The 17,698-nt window shown below is 68.5% G+C and carries 19 protein-coding genes; 13 read left to right on the top strand and 6 right to left on the bottom strand.

The genetic code is table 11. The annotated features are described in order from the left end of the window. Positions 1–56: 56 nt before the first annotated feature. The 3 genes from lpdA (at position 57) to KY493_RS12020 (ending at position 2,694) form a co-directional block, all read left to right on the top strand. Entirely contained in the window at positions 57–1,463 is a 1,407-nt protein-coding gene (lpdA, locus tag KY493_RS12030) for a dihydrolipoyl dehydrogenase (protein WP_219896568.1), read from the top strand. A gap of 25 nt (positions 1,464–1,488) precedes the next feature. After that, positions 1,489–2,280 (top strand): SDR family oxidoreductase, encoded by a 792-nt coding sequence (locus KY493_RS12025; RefSeq protein ID WP_219896567.1) that lies wholly within the window; start codon positions 1,489–1,491, stop codon positions 2,278–2,280. A gap of 63 nt (positions 2,281–2,343) precedes the next feature. After that, positions 2,344–2,694 (top strand): hypothetical protein, encoded by a 351-nt coding sequence (locus tag KY493_RS12020; RefSeq protein WP_219896566.1) that lies wholly within the window; start codon positions 2,344–2,346, stop codon positions 2,692–2,694. A gap of 11 nt (positions 2,695–2,705) precedes the next feature. On the opposite strand, the gene KY493_RS12015 is transcribed toward KY493_RS12020, so the two are convergent. From KY493_RS12015 to fsa, 3 genes are read right to left on the bottom strand one after another with little or no spacing between them, the layout of a single operon-like run. Then, positions 2,706–3,620 (bottom strand): tyrosine recombinase XerC, encoded by a 915-nt coding sequence (locus KY493_RS12015; protein WP_219896565.1) that lies wholly within the window; start codon positions 3,618–3,620, stop codon positions 2,706–2,708. Continuing rightward, the gene (locus KY493_RS12010) at positions 3,617–4,318 is read right to left on the bottom strand and encodes a DUF484 family protein (RefSeq protein WP_255568142.1); all 702 of its coding nucleotides are present in this window, start codon (positions 4,316–4,318) and stop codon (positions 3,617–3,619) included. The genes KY493_RS12015 and KY493_RS12010 overlap by 4 nt, the downstream gene beginning before the upstream one ends. A 37-nt stretch (positions 4,319–4,355) precedes the next feature. Next, a complete protein-coding gene (fsa, locus tag KY493_RS12005) occupies positions 4,356–5,009 on the bottom strand; it encodes a fructose-6-phosphate aldolase (protein ID WP_219896564.1) in 654 nt (217 codons plus the stop codon). 186 nt (positions 5,010–5,195) lie between these two features. On the opposite strand from fsa, the gene KY493_RS12000 reads away from it, so the two are divergent. Then, complete coding sequence (locus KY493_RS12000) at positions 5,196–7,358, top strand: primosomal protein N' (RefSeq protein ID WP_219896563.1); 2,163 nt, start codon at positions 5,196–5,198, stop codon at positions 7,356–7,358. Here the strand turns inward: KY493_RS12000 and KY493_RS11995 are convergent. Further along, on the bottom strand, positions 7,355–7,756 hold the full coding sequence (locus tag KY493_RS11995; protein ID WP_219896562.1) for a Tat pathway signal protein: 402 nt from the start codon (positions 7,754–7,756) through the stop codon (positions 7,355–7,357). The two genes, KY493_RS12000 and KY493_RS11995, sit on opposite strands and share 4 nt — an antisense overlap. A 156-nt stretch (positions 7,757–7,912) precedes the next feature. Here KY493_RS11995 and ahcY point away from each other — a divergent pair, with 156 nt between their 5' ends. Continuing rightward, positions 7,913–9,304 carry an adenosylhomocysteinase gene (gene ahcY / locus KY493_RS11990; RefSeq protein WP_219896561.1) on the top strand — a complete coding sequence of 464 codons (1,392 nt, stop codon included), beginning with the start codon at positions 7,913–7,915 and terminating at the stop codon, positions 9,302–9,304. A 60-nt stretch (positions 9,305–9,364) separates the two neighbouring features. On the opposite strand, the gene KY493_RS11985 is transcribed toward ahcY, so the two are convergent. Then, entirely contained in the window at positions 9,365–10,519 is a 1,155-nt protein-coding gene (locus KY493_RS11985; protein ID WP_219896560.1) for a hypothetical protein, read from the bottom strand. Positions 10,520–10,642: 123 nt separating this feature from the next. Here KY493_RS11985 and KY493_RS11980 point away from each other — a divergent pair, with 123 nt between their 5' ends. After that, entirely contained in the window at positions 10,643–10,846 is a 204-nt protein-coding gene (locus KY493_RS11980; protein WP_219896559.1) for a twin transmembrane helix small protein, read from the top strand. A 4-nt stretch (positions 10,847–10,850) separates the two neighbouring features. Then, the gene (locus KY493_RS11975) at positions 10,851–11,423 is read left to right on the top strand and encodes a cob(I)yrinic acid a,c-diamide adenosyltransferase (RefSeq protein ID WP_219896558.1); all 573 of its coding nucleotides are present in this window, start codon (positions 10,851–10,853) and stop codon (positions 11,421–11,423) included. Positions 11,424–11,426: 3 nt separating this feature from the next. Here KY493_RS11975 and KY493_RS11970 read toward each other — a convergent pair whose 3' ends face one another. Continuing rightward, positions 11,427–11,768 (bottom strand): hypothetical protein, encoded by a 342-nt coding sequence (locus tag KY493_RS11970; protein ID WP_219896557.1) that lies wholly within the window; start codon positions 11,766–11,768, stop codon positions 11,427–11,429. Between the two features lie 129 nt (positions 11,769–11,897). Between KY493_RS11970 and KY493_RS11965 the strand changes: the two genes are divergently transcribed. The 6 genes from KY493_RS11965 to arfB all read left to right on the top strand — a co-directional run bounded on the left by KY493_RS11965 (position 11,898) and on the right by arfB (position 17,698). Further along, positions 11,898–12,665 carry an electron transfer flavoprotein subunit beta/FixA family protein gene (locus KY493_RS11965; protein WP_219896556.1) on the top strand — a complete coding sequence of 256 codons (768 nt, stop codon included), beginning with the start codon at positions 11,898–11,900 and terminating at the stop codon, positions 12,663–12,665. Between the two features lies 1 nt (position 12,666). Next, positions 12,667–13,596 carry an electron transfer flavoprotein subunit alpha/FixB family protein gene (locus tag KY493_RS11960; protein ID WP_219896555.1) on the top strand — a complete coding sequence of 310 codons (930 nt, stop codon included), beginning with the start codon at positions 12,667–12,669 and terminating at the stop codon, positions 13,594–13,596. Positions 13,597–13,840: 244 nt separating this feature from the next. Next, positions 13,841–15,313: an amidohydrolase gene (locus KY493_RS11955; RefSeq protein ID WP_219896554.1), complete on the top strand. Its 1,473-nt coding sequence runs from the start codon at positions 13,841–13,843 to the stop codon at positions 15,311–15,313. After that, complete coding sequence (locus tag KY493_RS11950) at positions 15,313–16,653, top strand: amidohydrolase family protein (RefSeq protein ID WP_219896553.1); 1,341 nt, start codon at positions 15,313–15,315, stop codon at positions 16,651–16,653. The genes KY493_RS11955 and KY493_RS11950 overlap by 1 nt, the downstream gene beginning before the upstream one ends. Before the next feature lie 188 nt (positions 16,654–16,841). Further along, positions 16,842–17,300: a YaiI/YqxD family protein gene (locus KY493_RS11945; RefSeq protein ID WP_219896552.1), complete on the top strand. Its 459-nt coding sequence runs from the start codon at positions 16,842–16,844 to the stop codon at positions 17,298–17,300. Continuing rightward, complete coding sequence (gene arfB, locus KY493_RS11940; protein ID WP_219896551.1) at positions 17,297–17,698, top strand: alternative ribosome rescue aminoacyl-tRNA hydrolase ArfB; 402 nt, start codon at positions 17,297–17,299, stop codon at positions 17,696–17,698. Before KY493_RS11945 ends, arfB begins: the two co-directional genes overlap by 4 nt.

The raw sequence follows: 17,698 nt of genomic DNA, 5'->3' as shown, positions 1-17,698 counted from the left end.
CGGGCGCTAGTGTCCCAGCCGCCTTCCCCTGCGCTTGAAGAACCCCTGAGGACCCCATGGCCGAAGCCTCCGCTCCCTACGACGTCGTCATCATCGGCGGTGGTCCGGGCGGCTACAACGCCGCGATCCGCGCGGGTCAGCTGGGGCTCAAGGTCGCCTGCGTCGAGATGCGCGGCACGCTGGGCGGCACCTGTCTGAACGTCGGCTGCATGCCGTCCAAGGCCCTGCTGCATGCGTCGGAGCTGTATCAGGCGGCTAACAGCGAATTCGCCAAGATCGGCATCGAGGTGCAGCCGAAGCTGAACCTCCAGCAGATGCACAAGGCCAAGGACGACAGCGTCACGGCCCTGACCAAGGGCATCGAGTTCCTGTTCAAGAAGAACAAGGCCGAGTGGGTGCAGGGCAAGGGCAAGATCACCGGACCCGGCAAGGTCGAGGTGACGGCCGTCGACGGCGGGGTCCGCACCCTTGAGACCAGGAACATCGTCATCGCCACGGGCTCGGAGCCCACCCCGCTGCCCGGCGTCGCCTTCGAAGCCGGCAGGGTGGTCGATTCCACCGGCGCGCTTTCGCTGCCGGCCGTGCCCAAGAAGCTGATCGTGGTCGGGGCCGGCATCATCGGGCTGGAGCTCGGCTCGGTGTGGCGCAGGCTCGGCGCCGAGGTCACGGTGGTCGAGTTCCTGGACCGCATCACGCCCGGCATGGATGCGGAGGTCGCCACCGCCTTCCAGCGCACCCTGACCAAGCAGGGCATGAGCTTCAAGCTGGGCGCCAAGGTCACGGCCGCGAAGTCGGGCAAGGACGGCGTCGAGCTGACGGTCGAGCCTTCCGCCGGGGGGACCGCCGAGACCTTGAAGGGCGATGTGGTGCTGGTCGCCATCGGTCGTCGCCCCTACACCGACGGCCTGGGCCTGGAGAGCGTGGGCGTCACGCCGGACAAGCGGGGCTTCATCGCCCACGACCATTTCAGGGTTGCGGATCGCGTCTGGGTGATCGGCGACGTAACCTACGGTCCGATGCTGGCGCACAAGGCGGAAGAGGACGCGGTCGCCTGCATCGACACTATCGCCGGCAAGTTCGGCCACGTCGACTACGACCTGGTGCCCAGCGTCGTCTACACCTTCCCGGAGGTGGCCTGGGTCGGCAAGACCGAGGATCAGCTGAAGGCCGAGGGCGTGCAGTACAAGAAGGGCAAATTCCCCTTCACCGCCAACAGCCGCGCCAAGATCAACCACGAGACCGACGGCTTCGTGAAGGTGCTGGCGGACGCACAGACCGACAAGCTGCTGGGCGTGCACATCATGGGGCCGCAGGCGGGCGAGATGATCCACGAAGCAGCCATCACCATGGCCTTCGGCGGCGCCTCGGAAGACATCGCCCGCACCTGCCACGCCCACCCGACGCGCTCGGAGGCCGTGCGCCAGGCGGCGATGGATGTCGAAGGCTGGATGATGCAGGCCTGATCGGCCAGACGCGGGAGACGACGCCATGGACCTGAAGCTGACGGGCAGGCGGGCGCTGATCTGCGGCGGCTCCAGCGGCCTGGGGCGAGCCGTGGCGGCGGCCCTGGTGCAGGAGGGCGCGCATGTCGTCCTGCTGTCCCGCAACGCGGAGACGCTGAAGACCGTGGCGGACGAACTGACCGTCGCCGGCCCCGGACGGGCCCACTTCGTCGCCGCCGATCTGGCGGATCACGACGCCCTGCTGGCGGCCGTGGACGAGGCGGAGCGTCAGCTGGGCGGTCCGGTCGAGATCCTGCTGAACAACACGGGCGGGCCGCCGCCGTCCGGTGTTTCGGGGCTCGATCCGTCGGTGTGGCGCGAGCATTTCGAATCCATGGTGCTGTCGGTGTTCCGCCTGACCGACCGCGTGCTGCCGGCGATGCGCCAGGCGGGGTGGGGCCGAATCCTGAACGTCGCATCCATCACGGTGGTGGAGCCCTCGGCCGTGCTGGGCGTGTCCAACACCCTGCGCGCCTCGATCGCCGCCTGGGCCAAGACCCTGTCCAACGAGGTCGCGGCCGACGGCGTAACCGTCAACACCCTGCTGCCCGGCCGCATCGACACGCCCCGCATCGAGCGGCTGGACAAGGCGGCGGCCGAGAGGACGGGCGCGACGCCCGAACAGGCGCGTGCCGAAGCCGTCAGGACCATCCCCGCCGGCCGTCTGGGCGCGACCGAGGAGTTCGGCGCCACCGCCGCCTTTCTGGCCAGCCCGCTGGGCGCCTACATCACCGGCTCGCTGATCCGGTTGGACGGCGGCGCGATCAAGTCGATCTGATCTCAGGCGTACTCGCCGCCGGACCCTTGTTCTGCTATCCTTGGGTCAGGAGGGAAGGGTGCGATGATCGTTTCTTTGATCCTGCTGACGGCGTTGCAGGCGGCGCCCGGCCCGGTTGAGCCGAGCCGTTCGGGCGTCATGGCATGGCGGACGCCCCAGCTCGAACCCTCCGCCTGCGACGCCATGTTGCGCGAGGCGGGCCTCGCCCCACAGCCGCAGCCGCGCGGCTCATCGTCGCTGCTGGACCGCAATCCGGATGGTGGAGAGGCGCGGCGCTACCTGCTGCTGGATCGTCGCTATCGCGGGTGCCCAGCGCCCATCAGTTTCGATGTGCCGAACCAGCCGCGCGCGCTCGGCCGCGAACTGTCGCCCGGCCCGAACGTCCCGGCCACGCCCCGACGCCCCGGAAGCTGAGGTCCCCGTCGTCAGGCGCGCGGGTGCGCCGAGGCATAGGCGTTCAGCAGATGCGCCGCGTCCACGCCAGTGTATTTCTGGGTCGTCGTCAGGCTGGCGTGCCCCAGAAGCTCCTGGATCGCGCGAAGGTCCGCCCCGGCGCCCAGTAGATGAGTGGCGAAGCTGTGGCGCAGGGCGTGCGGCGTGGTGCGCTCGGGCAGGCCGAGGCGACCGCGCAGGCGCTGCACCGTCGCCTGGACATGGCGCGGGCTCAAGGGGCCGCCGCGTCGGGCGCGGAACAGGGCCGCGTCGGGATCAAGGACGAACGGCTGCAACGCGAGATAGCCGTCCACGGCCTCGCGCACCGCGGGCAGCACAGGCGCGATCCGCGTCTTGCCGCCCTTGCCGGTGATCCGCAGCGTCTCGGCTAGAGGCGCGTCCGCGCGGCGCAGGGACAGCGCCTCCGAGATGCGCAGGCCGCAGCCGTACAGCAGCGTCAGCACCGCACCATCGCGCGCCGCCTCCCACGGCTCGGCGTCGGGATCCTGATCCGGCTCGGCCAGCAGGCCGCGCGCCTGATCCTCGGTGACAGGACGGGGCAGGGACGGCTTGACCTTTGGGCCGCGGACCAGCGCCATCTGCGGCGTGGCTATGCCCATGCGCCGGTCAAGAAAGGCGTGCAGGCCGCGAATGGCCGACAGGGTCTGCGACAGCGAGCGGGCGTTCAGCGGCGCGTCGCCGGAGCGTCGCTCGGCCATGTGGGCGCGGACCTCGGCGGCCGTGACGGTTCCGAGATCGTCTGCAAACAGCGTCTCTCCGCGATGGCGCTGCAGAAAGGCGAGATACAGCCGACCGATGTGGCCGTAGGCTTCCAGAGTGCGCGGCGACAGCCGGCGTTCGAGCGCGAGATGCGCCAGCCAGGCGGCCAGCGCCTCGTCGGCCGTCATTGCAGAACTGGCCAGCGCTCGGCCATGCGCTCGACCACGCGGGCGAGAAAGGCGGCCAGTTCGCAGCCCATGTTGGGGGTAAAGCCCTCCGGCTCCGGCGAGCCGAAGGCGACCAGGGCCGAGCGCGCCGGACCGTCGGGATCGAGGTTCAGGCTCATCCGCACCAGGGCGACGGACGCCACGCCCTCGGCGGCCGCGCCGAACAGGTCGAGTTCCGGAAAGGCGGGGCCGAGCCAGGTCAGGCCATGCTCGCCCAGCCAGCGATCGACGCCGCCGGCCTCCAGCGCGCGCCAGCCGAACGGCACGCCGCCCGGCTTCTCCAGGGCGACCGCCGCCGACGTCAGGCCGAAGCGGCCCTGCGCCGCCGCATCCAGCCGCCGCGCCAGGTCGGAGTGGCTGCGGGATTCCAGCAGGTCCAGCGTCGCCACATGGGTCTGGGTCTGGGCGGCGAAGTTCGCCCGCGCAACGGCCTCGATCTGACGGCGCGCATCGGCCTCGCGTTCAGCCACGGCCTCGATGCGGGTCAGCGCGGCGACGCCGAAGTCGACGACATTGCGCCCGTGGGGCCGCAGGCCCACCTCTTCGAGCAGAGAGCGATCATCCAGCAGAGTCTGCGGATGCGCCTGCAACCAGCCGCGTACGCGCGGCCAGTGCAGGGAATCATCCACGTCCGCTTCCGGCGTCGCGAAAAGGTCCAATGAGCCGCTCAACGAACCTCTCCGGAAAGGCGGGAAACTACAGGATGGACTGCCCCGTCTTGGCCCAGTCCGACACAAAGGCATCAAGACCCTTGTCGGTTAACGGGTGCTTGACCAAGGCCTTGAAGGTATCCGCCGGGAAGGTGGCGGCGTCGGCGCCGGCGACTGCGGCCGCCGAAACATGGGCCACGTTGCGCAAGGAGGCGGCCAGAATCTGGGTCTCGAAGCCGTGCACATCATACATGACGCGGATTTCCTCAAGCAGGCCGATGCCGTCGGCGCCCACATCTTCCAGCCGCCCGACGAAGGGCGACACGAATGTCGCGCCGGCCTTGGCCGCCATGAGGGCCTGGGCCGAGGAGAAGCACAGGGTGACGTTGGTCTTGATGCCGCGATCGGCGAAGTGGCGGCAGGCGCGAAGGCCGTCCCAGGTCAGCGGCAGCTTGACCACGACATTGGGGGCGATGGCCGCCAGCTTTTCGCCCTCGCGGATCATGGTGTCGCAATCCAGCGACACGGCCTCGGCCGAGATCGGCCCCTCGACGAGGGCGCAAATCTCGGCAATGACCTCGGCGATGTTCCGGCCCGACTTGGCGATCAGCGACGGATTGGTGGTGACGCCGTCCACCAGGCCCGTGGGGACCATGTCCTTGATGACGGCGACGTCGGCGGTGTCGAGAAAGAGTTTCATGGGGCGGGGTTTTAGCGCCGCCCTTGGCGAGAGGCGACTCCCTTTCTCCTCCCTATCTTCGATGGGGAGGTGGCGCGGCGCGAACCGACGTGACGGAGGACTATCGCGCTGTCTGACAACCCCTCCGTCTCGCAGGCTCTCGCCGGCGATCCACCTCCCCATCGCTGCGCGACAGGGAGGAAAAGGGTGAGGATCGCCTCCGTTCTCGTGCCGCTGCCGGTGCCGGAAGCCTTTGACTACGAAGTTCCAGAGGGAATGACGCTGGCGCGCGGGGACCATGTGGCGGCGCCGCTCGGCCCCCGGTTGGTGCGCGGGATCGTGGCCGAAGTGTTCGAGACCACCGGCTCGAACCGGCGGCTGAAGGCGGTGGAGCAGCGGCTGGACGATCCGTCCCTGCCTCCCGGCACGGTCGAGTTCGTTGAGTGGGCCGGGCGCTGGACCCTTTCGGCGCCGGGCGAAATGGCGGCGACGGCGCTGAAGGGCCTGCGCGCGCCGCGCCCGCGACCCGAGCGGCGCGTGCGGCGCATCGAGGGACGAACGCCCAACCGGCCGACGCCAGCGCGGACAGCGGTGCTGGAGGCGCTGGGCGGGCGCAGTCTGCCGTCGGCGGAACTCGCGCGGGCCTCAGGCGTGTCGGCTGGCGTGGTCAAGGGGCTGCTTGACGAGGGCGTTCTGGAGACGGTGGAGATCGAGGCCGTGGCCGCCTTCGACCCCGCCAACCCGGATCATGCGCCCTCGATCCTGAACCCGGATCAGGCGGCGGCGGCGCAGGCGATGGCCGAGGGCGTTCAGGGCGGGGGGTTCAGGCCCTTCCTGCTGGACGGGGTCACGGGATCGGGCAAGACCGAAGCCTATCTGGAGGCGGTGGCGCAGACTTTACGCGACGATCCGGATGCGCAGGTGCTGATCCTGCTGCCCGAGATCGCCCTGACCCAGGCGCTGATCGAGCGGATCACCGCCCGATTCGGTGCCGCGCCCGCAGAGTGGCATTCCGGCGTCGCGCCGCCGCGTCGTCGGCAGGTATGGGAAGCGGTGGTCGCCGGCCGCTGCAGCATCGTGGTGGGCGCGCGTTCGGCCCTGTTCCTGCCATTCCGCAACCTTCGCCTGCTGATCGTGGACGAAGAACACGACAGCTCGTTCAAACAGGAGGACGGGCTCGTCTATCACGGCCGCGACCTCGCGGTGGCGCGGGCGCGGATCGAAGGGGCGGCGGTGGTGCTGGCTTCGGCCACGCCCTCGCTGGAGACGCTGTGGAATGCGCGCGCCGGTCGATACGGCTGGCTTCGACTAGGTGCGCGGCACGGGGCGGCGGTGCTTCCCGACATCGCCCTGCTGGACCTACGCGAGAGCCCGCCCGATCCTCAGACCTGGCTGTCGCAGCCCCTGCGCGAGGCGATCGGCGAAACGCTGGCGAGAGGCGAGCAGACCCTTCTGTTCCTGAATCGCCGGGGTTATGCGCCGGTGGTGCTGTGTCGCGCCTGCGGGCATCGAATGACGGCTCCGGACACCGACAGCTGGCTGGTCGAGCATCGCTACACCGGCCGGCTGGTGTGCCACCTGACCGGTTTCTCCATGGCCAAGCCCCGGCACTGTCCCTCGTGCGGGGCCGAGGACACGCTGGTGCCGGTGGGACCTGGCGTGGAGCGGGTCGAGGAGGAGGTGCGCCAGCTGTTTCCGCAGGCGCGCACCGCGGTGTTCAGTTCGGACACCGCCCCGGACGCTCGCTCCGCCCGCGCCCTGATCCAGCGGATGACGGATGGCGAGATCGACATCCTGGTGGCGACCCAGGCGGCGGCCAAGGGACACAACTTCCCGCGCCTGACGCTGGTCGGAGTGGTGGATGCGGACCTGGGCCTGCGCGGCGGCGACCTGCGCGCCGCCGAACGCACCTATCAGCTGCTGGCCCAGGCGACGGGTCGCGCCGGGCGGGCGGATCGGCCGGGCCGCGCCATCCTCCAGACCTGGACGCCCGAGCATCCGGTGCTGCAGGCGCTGGCGGCGGGCGATCGCGACGCTTTCGTGGAGGCCGAGATGGCCGAGCGCGAGGCAGGGTCGCTGCCGCCTTACGGCCGTCTGGCGGCGCTGATCCTGTCGAGCGAAAACGCCGCGGCGGTCGAGAAGACGGCCGCCGAACTGGCGCAGGCCATCCCCAACGCCGAGCGGCTGGAGGTCTATGGTCCGGCGGATGCTCCTCTGGCCCTGGTTCGAGGGCGTCGTCGCAAGCGGCTGCTGGTGCGCGCCGACCGCGACGTCGATCTGCAGGGTTTCCTGCGCGCCTGGCTCGCGCGGGTGAAGGTTCCGGGATCGGTCCGCCTGACGGTGGACGTGGACCCCTATTCCTTTCTCTAGACCGCCATCACCGTGCCGAGCAGCACGGTGGCGCCGGGGCGGCCCATGACCGTGTTGGCCGCCGCCTGGAGGTCGCGCGACAGCTGGTCCACGTTCGGCGCCTGGCCGGGGCGAAGACCCAGGGCGAAGCGCTGAACCGCCGTGTTGAAGGCGGCGCGCAGGCGCGGCGCCGACTGGCTGGCGCGCAGGCGCAGGGCGGGGTCCTGCACGTCCACGCCGGCTTCGACCGAGAAGACGCCGCGCTGGCCGTTCGCGCGCATGACGCTGGCGGTCACGATGGGCAGGCGGATGTAGCTGTCGGCGGGCGCGCCGCCTCCGCTTTTGCCTGAAGATGCGTGAACGGGAGAAGCCGAGGCGGCGGCGACGGCGGCGAGACCAAGAAGAGCGCGGCGATCCATGCGCAAGTCCCTAGCGCACGCCGGTTAAGAACCGCCTGACGCCAAGCGCCGGCCTGCACATACGTGGGTCGTATAAGGATGTCCTTATATGTTGCGTTGCTGGCGAGCGCCGCGACCGCTATAGAGCGCCAAACCTTTCCTGTGCAGGAGCCTGCCTTGGCCGACTACATCATCCGCGACATCTCCCTGGCCGATTGGGGCAAGAAGGAGATCGCCATCGCCGAGACCGAGATGCCCGGCCTGATGGCGCTGCGCACCGAGTTCGGAGGCGACCAGCCGCTGAAGGGCGCGCGGATCGCCGGCTCGCTGCACATGACCATCCAGACGGCGGTGCTGATCCAGACGCTGGAGGCGCTGGGCGCCGAGGTGCGCTGGGCGTCGTGCAACATCTTCTCGACCCAGGACCACGCCGCCGCCGCCATCGCGGCCTCCGGCACCCCGGTGTTCGCCGTCAAGGGCGAGACGCTGGAGGAGTACTGGGACTACGCGCACAAGATCTTCGAATGGGCGGACGGCGGCTATCCGAACCTGATCCTGGACGACGGCGGGGACGCCACCCTGCTGTGCGTGCTGGGGCCCAAGGCCGAAGCCGACGCCTCGGTTCTCGACAATCCGCAGAACGAGGAAGAGGAAGCGCTGTTCGCGGTGATGAAGCGCTACCTGAAGGAAAAGCCCGGCTTCTATTCGGCCATCCGCGACGCCATCGGCGGCGTGTCGGAAGAAACCACCACCGGCGTGCACCGCCTGTACCAGATGGCCGAACGCGGCGAACTGCCGTTCCCCGCCATCAACGTCAACGACAGCGTCACCAAGTCCAAGTTCGACAACCTGTACGGCTGCCGTGAATCGCTGGTCGACGCGATCCGTCGCGGCACCGACGTGATGCTGTCGGGCAAGGTGGCAGTGGTCTGCGGCTATGGCGACGTGGGCAAGGGTTCGGCCGCTTCGCTGCGTCAGGGCGGCGCCCGCGTGATCGTTACCGAAATCGACCCCATCTGCGCGCTGCAGGCGGCGATGGAAGGCTATGACGTCCAGACCCTGGACGACGTCTGCGACAAGGCGGACATCTTCGTCACCGCCACCGGCAACAAGGATGTGATCACCGTCGATCACATGCGGAAGATGCGGAACAACGCCATCGTCTGCAACATCGGCCACTTCGATTCCGAGATTCAGGTCGCCGGCCTGAAAAACTTCAAGTGGGACGAGATCAAGCCCCAGGTCCACCACATCGAGTTCCCGGACGGCAACAAGATCATCCTGCTGTCGGAAGGCCGCCTGGTGAACCTGGGCAACGCCACGGGCCACCCGTCGTTCGTGATGTCGGCGTCCTTCACCAACCAGACGCTGGCCCAGATCGAGTTGTGGACCAACGCCGCCAAGTACGAAAAGCAGGTCTACACCCTGCCCAAGCACCTGGACGAGAAGGTCGCCTTCCTGCACCTGGCCAAGCTGGGCGCCAAGCTGACGCAGCTGAAGCCGGACCAGGCGTCCTATATCTCGGTGCCGGTCGAAGGGCCGTTCAAGCCCGAGCACTACCGCTACTGATCCACGCTTCATCAGGTGGACGAAAGGCCGGCGGAAACGCCGGCCTTTTTCGTTTCGGGATCAGGCGGCGAGAAAGCTCGAGGTTTCGGCGAACTCGTCGCGGCCGAGCAGGCTGGTCTCGAAATCCATGAAGATGTCGATCAGTTCTTCCACCTGCACCTGGGCCGCGCCAGGGGCAAAGCGGAAATGCCAGTAGGACACGATGTGCTGGATCGCGCCCAGCTGGTCGCCCAGTCGACTGAACATAGCGGGGGCGTCCAGCAGGAAGTCCCTGAAGGCGGTCGGGCGGCCATGCACCGTCAGGTTCTCATAGGCGTCGTCATAGATCCTCAGCGTCCTGGCCACTTCGTCGCAGGTCCGGATGATGCGCGCACGCAGCACCTCGCGGCTGCGCGTCAGGTACTCGCGCGAAGGCTGGTCCAGCTTGCCGGCGGGCTGAACGGTTCGCACGGCCTCGGCCACCGTCGCCACGTCCCCCATGACGCGCGACAGGCTCCATTTGTAATAGAGGAAGCCCTTCCAGCAGAAGACGCCCTCTTCGTACTGTTCGGGCGCCAGACGCAGGGTTTCGCGAAGCGCGTCCAGCTGATTGCCGGGCGCGTTCGACAGGATCTTCGCCGTCATGCGTGCAGCCGATTCCGAGGCCACCGCGACGGTGTCATCGTCCAGGCTCAGCGTCACCAGCGGTTCGATCTGGCGGCGGACGAACTCGGTCATCTGCAGCAGATCGCCGTCCGATATGGAAAAGTAGCAGTCGGCGGGATCCTGGCCGGAGCGCCGTAACTGCTCGCGCAGCAGAAACGGGTCCAGCGACGGCAGCTTGTCGATCAGGCGCAGGGTCTCAATGTCCGGATGATCCGGCTGAAGGCCGAACGCCTCGGTGATCGAGCGTTCGAACCCGATCTGGTTGACGAAGACATAGCGGCCGCCGGTCTTCAGGTCGGCCTCGTCGATCGGCACCACCACCTTTGTCGCCACCTGGCGGCGGCCGGTGAACAGGTCGAACTCGTTGCGTCGGAGCCGGTGCTTGATGATCAGCGAGCGATTTAACGCCTGTGAGCGAAACATCGGCCGTTCCGCCCATTCCGCCGTGCGGGCGCCGCCATCGTCGCGGCTGTCGCCATGCCGTTCCCAGACGCGCAGCAGGTTGAGCACACGGGCCGTCGACGCCGATCGTCGCAGGTGATCAAGATTGCGAACGGCGCGGTCGGTCATGGCGGTCCTGAAGGCGGGGAGAACCCGCATGATGAACGGCAAAGGTGACCAAGGACTTAGTCGAGCGCCGTTCTGTGACCGAGGTGCTGGCGTGCGGCGCATCCTGGGCCTACAGCTTGCGGCATGGAGCCGTTCGACATCATCATCCTGATCGCGGTCGCGGCGGTGGCGGTCACCCTGGGGTTTGGCCTGTATTCGCTGTATCGCGGCGGCGACTACGCCCGGTCGAACTCGAACCGGCTGATGCGGCTGCGGGTCATGCTCCAGGCCGTGGCGGTGGTGTTGCTGATGGGCGGCCTTCTTTGGAAGGCGACAAGCGGGAGCTGATCCGATGGTCGTGCTGAACCGCATCTACACCCGCACCGGCGATGACGGAGAGACGCGGCTGGCGTCAGGCGCTCCCGTGTCCAAGAGCGATGCCCGGGTCGAGGCCTACGGGACAGTGGACGAACTGAACGCGGTGCTCGGCGTGGCGCGTCTGCACAGCGGCCAGAACGATCGCATCGACGCCATGCTGGGCCGCATTCAGAACGAGCTGTTCGATCTCGGCGCCGACCTCGCCACGCCGCTGGACCCGCCGCCGAAATGGGAGGCGCTGCGGATCGTCCCGTCGCAGATCGACCGGCTCGAAGGCGAAATTGACTGGATGAACGAGAGCCTGAAGGCTCTGGACAGCTTTATCCTGCCCGGCGGCGCACCCTTGTCGGCGCATCTTCACCTGGCGCGCACCGTCTGCCGTCGGGCCGAGCGCGACGCCGTGCGCCTGATGGAAGCGGGCGAGGCGGTCAATCCGGAGGCGGTACGCTATCTGAACCGGCTCTCTGACCATCTGTTCGTGGCCGCCCGGCGCGCCAACGCCAATGGCGCCGGCGACGTGCTGTGGAAGCCGGGTGCGACGCGATAGGCGCTACTGCGCCTGACGGTTCTGGATCTGCGCCTTCTCGCGGGCGACCTGTTCACGCAGGGCGCGCTGCTGGCGGGCGACCTCGTCCTCCAGTTCGATCAGCTCCCGGTTCTTGGCGTTGGAAGCTTCGGCGCGGCTGACGCCGGCGGGACGGCCGGTGATGTCGGGGATGTAGATCGGCTTGGCGCAGGTGCGGCTTTCAACGTCGTACCAGCTGCCGGCCGCCTCGCAGCGCTTGCCGGGATCGAGCCAATAGGTCTGCAGCACGAACACGCCCGCGACCGACAGGCCGAACAGGGCCAGGAACAGCAGGCTGAGGCGAGGAAAGGTCAGGAAGCGCTTCATTTTCCGATCCACATCGCCGATCTGAAGCCGCAGAGGAGCCTCTGAGCTTGACGCGGCGTTACGTTGACAGGCCCGGCGGGCCGCTCCATGTCCCTGCCACGATATTCAGGCGATTTCACGGATAAACCCATGAAGGTACTCGTCCCGGTCAAGCGGGTGATCGACTACAACGTCAAGGCGCGCGTGAAGGCGGACCAGACGGGCGTCGATCTGGCCAACGTCAAGATGAGCATGAACCCCTTTGACGAGATCGCCGTCGAAGAGGCCGTGCGCCTGAAGGAAGGCAAGGAGCATCACGCCGCCGGCACGGCGTCTGAGATCGTGGTGGTCTCCATCGGCGTGACCCAGGCGCAGGAGACGATCCGCACGGCGCTGGCCATGGGCGCGGACCGGGGCATACTGATCAACGCGGACTCCGACCTGGAGCCGTTGGCAGTGGCCAAGCTGCTGAAGGCCGTGGTCGATGAGGAGAAGCCCGACCTGGTGCTGATGGGCAAGCAGTCCATCGACGGCGACAACAATGCGGTCGGTCAGATGCTGGCCGCCCTGCTGGATTGGCCGCAGGCGACCTTCGCCTCGAAGATCGAGATCGCCGACGGCAAGGCCACGGTGACGCGGGAAGTCGATGGCGGCCTGCAGACCATCGCCGCGGCCCTGCCGGCGGTGGTGACGGTGGACCTGCGGCTCAACACGCCGCGCTATGCGTCCCTGCCCAACATCATGAAGGCCAAGAAGAAGGAGATCGCGACCAAGGCCGCCGCTGACTATGGCGTCGATCTCGCGCCGCGTCTTTCGGTCCTCAAGGTCACAGAGCCGGCCAAGCGTTCGGCGGGCGTCAAGGTCACCGACGCCGCCGACCTTGTCATGAAGCTCAAGAACGAAGCGGGAGTGCTGTAAGATGGCCGTTCTTGTTATCGCCGATCACGACGGCTCGGCCGTTCGCGACACTACGCACAAGACCGTGACGGCCGCTTTGAGCCTGGGCGGCGACGTCGACGTCCTGGTGGTGGGCCAGGGCGCGCAGACCGTCGCCGACGCCGCAGCCAAGATTTCGGGCGTGCGCAAGGTGCTGCTGGCGGAAAGCGCCGGTCTGGGCCAGACGCTGGCGGAGGCCGTCGAGGCCACGGTGCTGCCGCTGGCCGACGGCTACGATGCGATCCTGTCGCCCTCCACCAATGACGGCAAGAACTTCGCTCCGCGCATCGCGGCCAAGCTGGACGTTGCGCCGATTTCCGACATCGTCGAGGTGGTCTCGCCCGACACCTTTGTGCGCCCGATCTACGCCGGCAATGCGCTGGAGACGATCCAGACCTCGGACGCCAAGAAGGTGATCACCGTGCGGCCCACCGCCTTCAAGGCGGCGGAAGAAGGCGGCTCGGCCTCGGTCGAGAGCGTGACGGGCGCCGATGCGCCCAAGACGACGTTCGTCGGCGAGGAAAAGGTCCAGTCGGACCGCCCCGAACTGGGCGCGGCCAAGATCATCGTCTCGGGAGGTCGCGCGCTCGGCTCGGCCGAAGAGTTCCACGCCGTGATCGAGCCCCTGGCGGACAAGCTGGGCGCCGCTGTGGGCGCCAGCCGCGCAGCCGTCGATGCGGGCTATGCGCCCAACGATTATCAGGTCGGCCAGACCGGCAAGGTGGTGGCCCCGGCGCTCTACATCGCCGTCGGCATCTCCGGCGCCATCCAGCACCTGGCGGGGATGAAGGACTCCAAGACCATCGTCGCCATCAACAAGGACGCCGATGCGCCGATCTTCCAGATCGCCGACTACGGCTGGGTCGCCGACTACAAGACCGCCGTGCCTGAGCTGCTGACGGCGCTGGACTGATCGGCTGAACCGCTCTCCTCCCCATCTCCGATGGGGAGGTGTCGCGAGGCGAATCGCCTCGTGACGGAGGGGTTGAGGTCATGGCGCAAAACCCCTCCGTCTCGCCGGCTGTCGCCGTCGATCCACCTCCCCATCTCCGATGGAGAGGAAAGATCCGAAACGCTTTGACGGCTTCGGCCGTTGCCGCTTCTATGCTCCCCACTATTCAGTGAGCCGCCGGGCTGGCGGAGATCGAGGGGCTTTGATGATCGGACATGTTCTGCGGGGCGCGAGCCTTGCGGCCCTGGCCTGCGCCGTGTTGGGCGCATCGGCCTGCGCCACGACCGGCGGCGGAAGCGAGACGGAGCCTGAGACGGAGCGCGAGGCCCTGGCCCCCGGCTTGGACGCCTCGGCCAATCCCGATCCCTATCCCTCGACCTACCGGCCGCTGCCGCGCGAGAACATGGCCATCGTCGGCGCAACCGTGCTGACCGGCACGGGCGCCAGGATCGACAACGGCGTGGTGATCGTGACCGACGGCCGGGTGGCGGCGGTGGGCGACGCCTCGACGCCGACGCCGGCCGGTCACCGGGTGGTGGATGCGCGCGGCCGCTATGTCACCCCCGGCGTCATCGACGTGCACAGCCACCTTGGCGTCTATCCCTCGCCCGGCGTGCAGGGGATGAGCGACGGCAACGAGGCCACCAGCCCGAACACGGCGCAGGTCTGGGCCGAGCATTCGCTGTGGCCGCAGGATCCGGGCTTCAACACCGCCCGGGCGGGCGGCGTCACGACCATGCACATCCTGCCCGGCTCGGCGAACCTGTTCGGCGGACGCGGCGTGACCATCCGCAACGTGCCGTCCATCACCATGCAGGGCATGAAGTTCCCCGGCGCGCCCTATACGGTGAAGATGGCCTGCGGCGAGAACCCGTCGCGCGTCTATGGCGGCCGCAACCAGAGCCCGGCGACCGGCATGGGCAACATGGCCGGTTATCGCGCCGCCTTCATCGCCGCGCGCGACTACAAGGCCAAGTGGGACAAGTGGCGCGAGGACGGCGACGGTTCGCCGCCGACCCGCAACCTTCAGAACGAGACGCTGACGGGCGTGCTCGACGGCTCGATCCTGATCCAGAACCACTGCTACCGCGCCGACGAGATGGCGCTGATGATGGATCTGGCCAAGGAGTTCGACTACCGCATCACCACCTTTCATCACGCGACCGAGGCCTACAAGCTGGCGCCGCAGCTGGCGCAGGCCGGCATCTGCGCGGCCATCTGGACGGGCTGGTGGGGCTTCAAGATGGAGGCGCTCGACGGCATCGAGGAGAACGCCGCCTTGGTGGATGCGGCCGAGGGCGGCTGCGCGGTGATCCACTCCGACGACGCCGAACTGACCCAGCGTCTGAACCAGGAGGCGGCCGCCGCCCTGTCGGCCGGCCGTCGCGCGGGACTGAACATCTCCGAAGAGCACGCCGTGCGCTGGTTCACCCTGAACGCCGCCAAGGCTATCGGCATCGACAAGGAGACCGGCTCGCTGGAGCCCGGAAAACGCGCCGATGTGGTGATCTGGAGCGCCGATCCCTTCTCGGTCTATGCCCGCGCCGACCAGGTGTTCGTCGATGGCGGCCTGGCTTTCGACCGGAGCAACCCGGCCTATCAGCCGACCAGCGACTTCGAGCTGGGCCAGCCCGGCTATGGCCAATCGGCCGCCAACGTCCGCGAAGGAGCCCGCTGATGCGCATTTCGCAAATCGTCATGGGCGCAGTCGCTTCGCTGGCGCTCGCCCTTCCGGCGCTGGCGCAGGAGACGGTCGCCATTGTCGGCGGTCGAGTGCTGACCGGAACCTCGGTGGTCGAGAACGGCACGGTGGTGATCTCCAACGGCCGGGTGGTCTCGGTGGGCCAGGGCGGCGCGCCTGCCGGCGCCCGCGTGATCGACGCGGCCGGCAAGGTTGTCGCGCCGGGCTTCGTCGCGGTGGATTCCGGCCTCGCGGGATCGGAAGTCGGCTCGATCGGCGGGACCAACGACCTGGCCAACCGGTCGAATACCCTCAGCGCCGCCTTTGACGTCTCCTATGGATTGGATCCCTGGTCCTTCACCCTGCCGGTCGCGCGGCTGGGCGGCGTCACGCGTGCGGTGGTGGTGCCCCAACATTCCGGATCGTCCGGCGGCCATGTGCACGAGCATGACACGGCGGGGGCGGGCGAAGGCGGCTATCATACGCCCGGCCTGTTCGGGGGCCAGGCGGCGGTGATCCACCTGGGGCGCGGAACCGACATCCTGGTCAAGTCGCGGGTCGCCATGACAGCGCCGTTCGGCGAGGCCGGGGCCGGCGTGGCCGGCGGCGCACGCGGCGCCGAATACACCCTGTTTAAGGAAACCCTGGCGGAGGTGCGGCTCTACGCCCGCAACAAGTCGGCGTATGAGCGGGCGGGCCTGCGCGACCTGATGCTATCGCGCGCCGATCTGGAGGCGCTGATCCCCGTGGCCAACGGCGACATGCCGCTGATCGTCACCGTGCACCGCGCCTCCGACATCCAGCAGGTCCTGCGGCTGGCGCGCGAGGAAGGGGTCAAGCTGATCCTGGACGGCGCGGAGGAAGGCTGGCTGGTCGCTTCCGACATCGCGGCGGCGAACGTGCCGGTGCTGCTCAATCCCGTGTCCAACCTGCCGGCCAACTTCGAGGTCCGCGCCGCGCGCATGGAGAATGCGGCGGCGCTGGATGCGGCCGGGGTGGTGATCGCCATCAAGGGCAACGAGGGCTCGACCCACCGCGCGCGCGAGACCCGCTACAACGCCGGCAACGCCGTGTCGCACGGGCTGCCCTATGCCTCGGCCATCGCGGCGATCACGGTCAATCCGGCGCGCATCTTCGGCATGGCGGGCCAGTTCGGTCAGATCGCGCCGGGCGCCGCCGGCGATGTGGTGGTGTGGTCCGGCGATCCGCTGGAGCCGCTGAGCCAGCCCTCGGCGGTATTCGTGGATGGCGTGGAGCAGCCGCTGGAAGCCCGCAACCTCCTGCTGCGCGACCGCTATCGGCAGCAGACGCCGATGCCGCCGGCCTATCGCAACTGATGAACACTCTCCTCCCTGTCCGCGAAGCGGATGGGGAGGTGGATCGGCGGCGACAGCCGACGGGACGGAGGGGATCTCCGCGGCGGATGCAGACCCCTCCGTCACGACGCTTGCGCCTCGCGCCACCTCCCCATCCTTGATGGGGAGGAGAGATGACGTCGGACTTTGCACGCGCTAAGCCTCCGGGCATGACCACCCTCTTCATCGACGCCGACGCCTGCCCGGTGAAGGAGGAGGTGTATCGCGTCGCGCGACGCTACGGCCTCAAGGTCTTTGTGGTTTCCAACGCCTGGATGCAGGTCCCACGCGGCGAGCCCCTGATCGAGCAGGTGGTGGTGGACGCCGGTCCCGACGTGGCCGACGACTGGATCGCCGAGCGCGCCGTCCCGGGCGATGTGGTGATCACCGCCGATATTCCGCTGGCCGACCGGTGCCTGAAGGCGGGCGCGCAGGCGCTCAAGGCCAACGGGCAGCCGTTCACGCCTGACAGCATCGGCTCGGCCCTGGCCGGAAGGATGGTGGGCGAGCATCTGCGCTCGATGGGCGTCGCCACCTCCGGCCCGCCGCCGTTTTCCGCCGCCGATCGCTCGCGCTTCTTGCAGGCGCTGGATCAGGCGGTGGTGCGGGCGAGGCGCGCCGGATCATGACGACGATCCCGGAGGAGGAGCTGGAGTTTCGCTTCTTTCGCGCCGGCGGACCGGGCGGTCAGAACGTCAACAAGGTCTCGACCGCCGTGCAGATGCGGTTCGACGTCCGCAACTCGCCTTCGCTGAGCGAGGGACAGCGCGCGCGACTGATGAAGCTGGCGGGCAGTCGGCTGACGCTGGACGGGGTCATCGTCATCACCGCCACGCGCTTTCGCAGCCAGGAGCGCAATCGCGCCGACGCCATTGAGCGATTGCAGGCCATGGTCGACAAGGCCGCCGTGGCGCCGACCTATCGCGTGCCGACGCGGCCGACGCGTGCCTCGAAGGAACGGCGCCTGGTGGCCAAGGCCAGTCGGTCCAGCATCAAGAGCGGGCGCGGCAAGCCCCGGCTGGACTGA

Source organism: Brevundimonas sp. PAMC22021 (assembly GCF_019443405.1).
GTDB lineage: Bacteria > Pseudomonadota > Alphaproteobacteria > Caulobacterales > Caulobacteraceae > Brevundimonas.
Note: the sequence above shows the minus strand (reverse complement) of the source record. Positions and strands in the feature narration are given on the sequence as shown.